This window comes from Streptomyces sp. sk2.1 (assembly GCF_008120935.1).
Classification (GTDB): Bacteria; Actinomycetota; Actinomycetes; order Streptomycetales; family Streptomycetaceae; genus Streptomyces.
In genome coordinates this window covers 1-3,721 of sequence record NZ_RDBO01000260.1, presented here as the reverse complement: position 1 = coordinate 3,721, position 3,721 = coordinate 1, and the positions used below count along the sequence as shown (strand labels likewise).

Genomic DNA, 3,721 nt, shown 5'->3' with positions numbered 1-3,721 from the left:
CGGTGCAGCCCGGCCCACACCCGGGCCTTCGTCCACTCGGTGAATCTGCGGTGGGCCGTCGCCCCGGACGGGCCGAACGACGCCGTGGGCAACTGCTGCCACGTGCAGCCCGACGTGGCCACGAACACGATCGCCGCCAGGACCTCCCGATCACCGTGACGGCGCCGACCGCCACCCTGCGGCCGCGACGGCGCCTCCGGCACCACCCGCTGGAACAACTCCCACAACTCGTCCGGCACCAGCCGCTCAACGATCCCCACCATGACCAGCAGCTTACCCAGCCAATTGAGATGACTTCTTAGCCTCCACCCTGGCCTCGGACCTGTGGAAGGCGACGGTGAGGAGGTGTCCGCCGCCTCGGCCCGTCTGGCATGGGTGAGCGGGGCAGGGGGCCGAGGAGGGCGGGCGAGAAGAGGCGCTTGCGGTGGTAATACGGCGTATGGGATGCCCGGAACCGTCCGCTGGCGAGCTCCTGACGGCCCGGCTGCGGCTACTGTGCGGATCATGGTGTTCAAACGACTGCTCGGCAGTGGAAGCGGCGGCAAGACGGCAGACGGCATACCGCTGGAAGCCGACACACTCCTTCCGGACGAACCGGTGCGCCCCGGGGAGATCCTGCGCGGTGAGGTGGTACTGCGCGCGCTCGACCGGGACGTGCGGATCCGGACGGTCAACGCGCGCCTGGTCGCCAACGCGGCCCCCGACGCCGTCACCAAGAGCACGACGACGGACGTCAACACGGACACCGGCGTCACCCTCGCCCACTTCCAGGTGACGAGCCTCTTCACCATCCCGAAGGGCGAGGAACGCCGGGTGCCGCTCCGGTACCGGCTGAAGTGGGAGACCCCGGTCTCCGAGGTGCGCGGGTTGCCGCTGGCCGGGATGCGGATCGGTCTGTACACGGAGGTCGATGCCGACGGCATCGCGGACCGCACGGACGTCGACGCGGTCCGCATCGAGACGACGCCCCTGCACGAGACCCTCTTCGACGCCTTCGCCGCCGCCGGATACACCTGCCACAGCGCGTGGGTCGACCCCGAGTACATTCCGCGTACTGAGCGGGAGATCCTCTACAGCCGACAGGGGTTCCATCTCGCCGCGACCGACGCGGACCACCCAAGAAACATGGAACTGTACCTCCACTCCAACGCGGTCGGCGCCGAGATCTACCTCCGAAGGGCCGCCTTGGCGGAGAAGGATTGGTGGGGCAAGCCCCCGGCTCTCCGGTACGTCGCCGCCCACCACGAGATCGGCCACGTAGACTTCGAGGCCAAGGCTCGGCAGTGGATCGACAATGTCGCCGCACTGCCCGCTACCGCCGTCGATGACCGCGAGCGAGTCGACTACCACCTGGACAGCCCCCGATGGTGGCGCGATACCTGAACAGCACGGATCCTCCCGGCTGCCGGCGCGGGCGGCGGCCGGGACGACTTCGGCAGGCCCAGCGTCGTATCCGAGACGAAGTTCAGGACGATCTCTCGGCCAACCGGCGCGATCCGCGCCGGTGTCACCAGCCGCAGGACCTCCTGCACCGACGGCGAGAGATGCCGCGCGTCTCCCACCAGATTGCTCACACCCCTACAGCGACCCGGAACCCGAACCGTTTCTGATCAATATGACGCCCCGCCGCCTGGCCCCGCCGTCCTGGGTTCCTGTCGCGTCGGCGACCGGGCGGCCAGGCTCGGTTTCGTGTGTCCATGAGGTCTGGTCACCGCCCCGCCCGCCCGTTGTCTCACCRTGTCRTCGACCACCGTCWCCCGCTCGCCCTGTCCGGGGCGGGCCGGGGCCAGTCGCAGGAMCGGGGCCGGGGTTTCGGTCGGGGGCGTCGACCGCCCGCCCCGTCCGGGCCGGTGCCTCACCGCTCCGCGCTGTCGACCACCCACTCCACGGCCCTGCCCGTTGCCGTGCCCGGGCGGCCTGCCCGCATCCGGGTTGTAACACCCGCGCCTGGGTAAGCAGTTCGCTCTTGCCGCAGCTCCGCGCCATCGGCCTCCTTCCCCGCCCGCCCTCCGGGCCGACGCCGGGCCGTCGACAGCCCGCCCGGCTCCGCCGCGCCCCGCGGCCCGTGCTGCCGCGGTCCGTGCTGTACCGCGGTCGGTGGCCGGTTGGTCCGGCCCCGCGTCCCAGGTTCCTGCCGCGTCGACGGCCCGGCCGCCGCCGCGCCGCTGCGGCCCCGCGGCGGGTCCGGGGCCGGAGTTCTGCACAGGACCGTCGACCGCCCGCCCCGGGCCACCGCCTCACCGCTCCGGGCGCCCCTTGCTCCATGACCACCTGCTGCTGTCCCCCTTCCGCCAGGCTGAGCCACCGCATTACTGTTGGTGCGAATCGGCGGAGGCGGGGGACTTGGCGATGAGGTATGGCACACGCACCGTGGTCTTAGGTGTCGTCGTGATGGCCTTGACCGTCCTCGGGGCTTCGGGTTGTTCGAGTGGCAAGGATGACCAAGCGACTGTTCCGCAGCCGAAGGCAAGCACGTCAAGCACCCCGCGAGGCAACGAAGACGCCCTGGTTGCAGACGGCGTACTCACACCGAAGGGTCTAAAGGCCGCACTCCCGAAGGCGGAAGAACTACCTTCGGGCTGGCGTCTGTCGGGTAAGGAATCTGTGGGCTGGCGAGACGCTGCCGATTCCATAGAGGCGACTTTTGGGACCGCTTGCGGAGCCATGCCGCAGGAGGCCGCCGAGAGCAATGGCTCCGCGTACGGGATCGATCTCAGCGTTGGAAACGAGGGGCAAGGAGACGGCGCCAACTTCCACCTGGGCGTCCTCACCGACTATGAGGGGATGAACAAGACGCTCACAGAAGAGGAGCGTGTTGCGTTCGTCCAGGAGAACCTCGAACTGAGCCGAGCACTGCTCTCCTGTTACAACCCGACTGATTCCGGCATCGGGGACGGCAGCCTCAGCTTCAACAGCGAGCGGTTCGCTCACGTCATCATGCGCGTGGGCGCCGTGCAGGTGTCCGTCAATGCTCCGCGTGACGGTAAAAGCCCAACAGCAGAATCCTGGGCACGTGTGCTGGAACAGCGCATCCGATCGGTCATGGCTGGCAACGTACCCACGGCACGGAACGCACCCTGACCCCAGCTCGTGCCCGGTCAGGGCTGTGCCCGGGGACATCCGGGCTTGGTTCAGGTCCACTCGGTGGACTCCACTCCACCCGACGGAGTGGAGTCCACCGGCCGGGAGCGGACGCCGCCGTGCTCCGCACCCACTTCACCGAGTGGAGCCCACCCGGTGGAGCGGACGACATCGTGTGCGAGTGGACGACACCGACGGGGACGATGCCGCACATCCACCCGGTGCGCACCCGGCGCATTTCTCCTTGACCACGGCCCGGGTCAAGGAGGAACGCCCCGCCTCCACCCGGCCCACTGCACCGCACCAACCCACTCGATGCGCGCCACTTCCATGCCGCCGATCGCACCGGATGGATTCGGCGCGCACCGGGTGGGTGCGCGCCACCGCACCCACCCGCACGGTGGTGCGGTCAGTGGTGCGTACCGGGTGCGGAGTGCATCGCGTGGGCCAGCACCAGGTGCTCGTCGCGCATGGCCTCCAGGGTGTCGGCGGTGTCCGGGTGGTCGGGGTCCGGAATGACGTTCACCGTGAACCGGATGATGCTCCGGGCGATGCCCGGCGCGGCGGTGGTGGGGGAGTCCCGTGCCCAGTCCCGCAGCGCGGACAGCAGTGCGCATCCGACCTCGTCCAGCGCGAAGGA

General features: G+C 69.6%; 4 protein-coding genes. 2 read left to right on the top strand and 2 right to left on the bottom strand.

The genetic code is table 11. The features are described from left to right. A partial coding sequence (locus EAO76_RS43460) for a transposase (RefSeq protein ID WP_222872242.1) occupies positions 1-263 on the bottom strand: 263 nt, incomplete at its 3' end. Positions 264-504: 241 nt separating this feature from the next. On the opposite strand from EAO76_RS43460, the gene EAO76_RS43455 reads away from it, so the two are divergent. Together EAO76_RS43455 and EAO76_RS43445 are read left to right on the top strand one after the other, a co-directional pair. After that, the gene (locus tag EAO76_RS43455) at positions 505-1,383 is read left to right on the top strand and encodes a sporulation protein (RefSeq protein ID WP_187439067.1); all 879 of its coding nucleotides are present in this window, start codon (positions 505-507) and stop codon (positions 1,381-1,383) included. Between the two features lie 1,281 nt (positions 1,384-2,664). Further along, positions 2,665-3,081: a hypothetical protein gene (locus EAO76_RS43445; protein ID WP_148841703.1), complete on the top strand. Its 417-nt coding sequence runs from the start codon at positions 2,665-2,667 to the stop codon at positions 3,079-3,081. Positions 3,082-3,490: 409 nt separating this feature from the next. On the opposite strand, the gene EAO76_RS45220 is transcribed toward EAO76_RS43445, so the two are convergent. Then, positions 3,491-3,721 (bottom strand): hypothetical protein (locus EAO76_RS45220; protein ID WP_399463791.1); only part of this gene is annotated, 231 nt, incomplete at its 5' end.

Bases quoted from the DNA above. Each gene is read 5' to 3' on its own strand.
- EAO76_RS43445 (WP_148841703.1), top strand. From the start codon at position 2,665: ATGCCGCAGGAGGCCGCCGAGAGCAATGGCTCCGCGTACGGGATCGAT.
- EAO76_RS43455 (WP_187439067.1), top strand. From the start codon at position 505: ATGGTGTTCAAACGACTGCTCGGCAGTGGAAGCGGCGGCAAGACGGCA.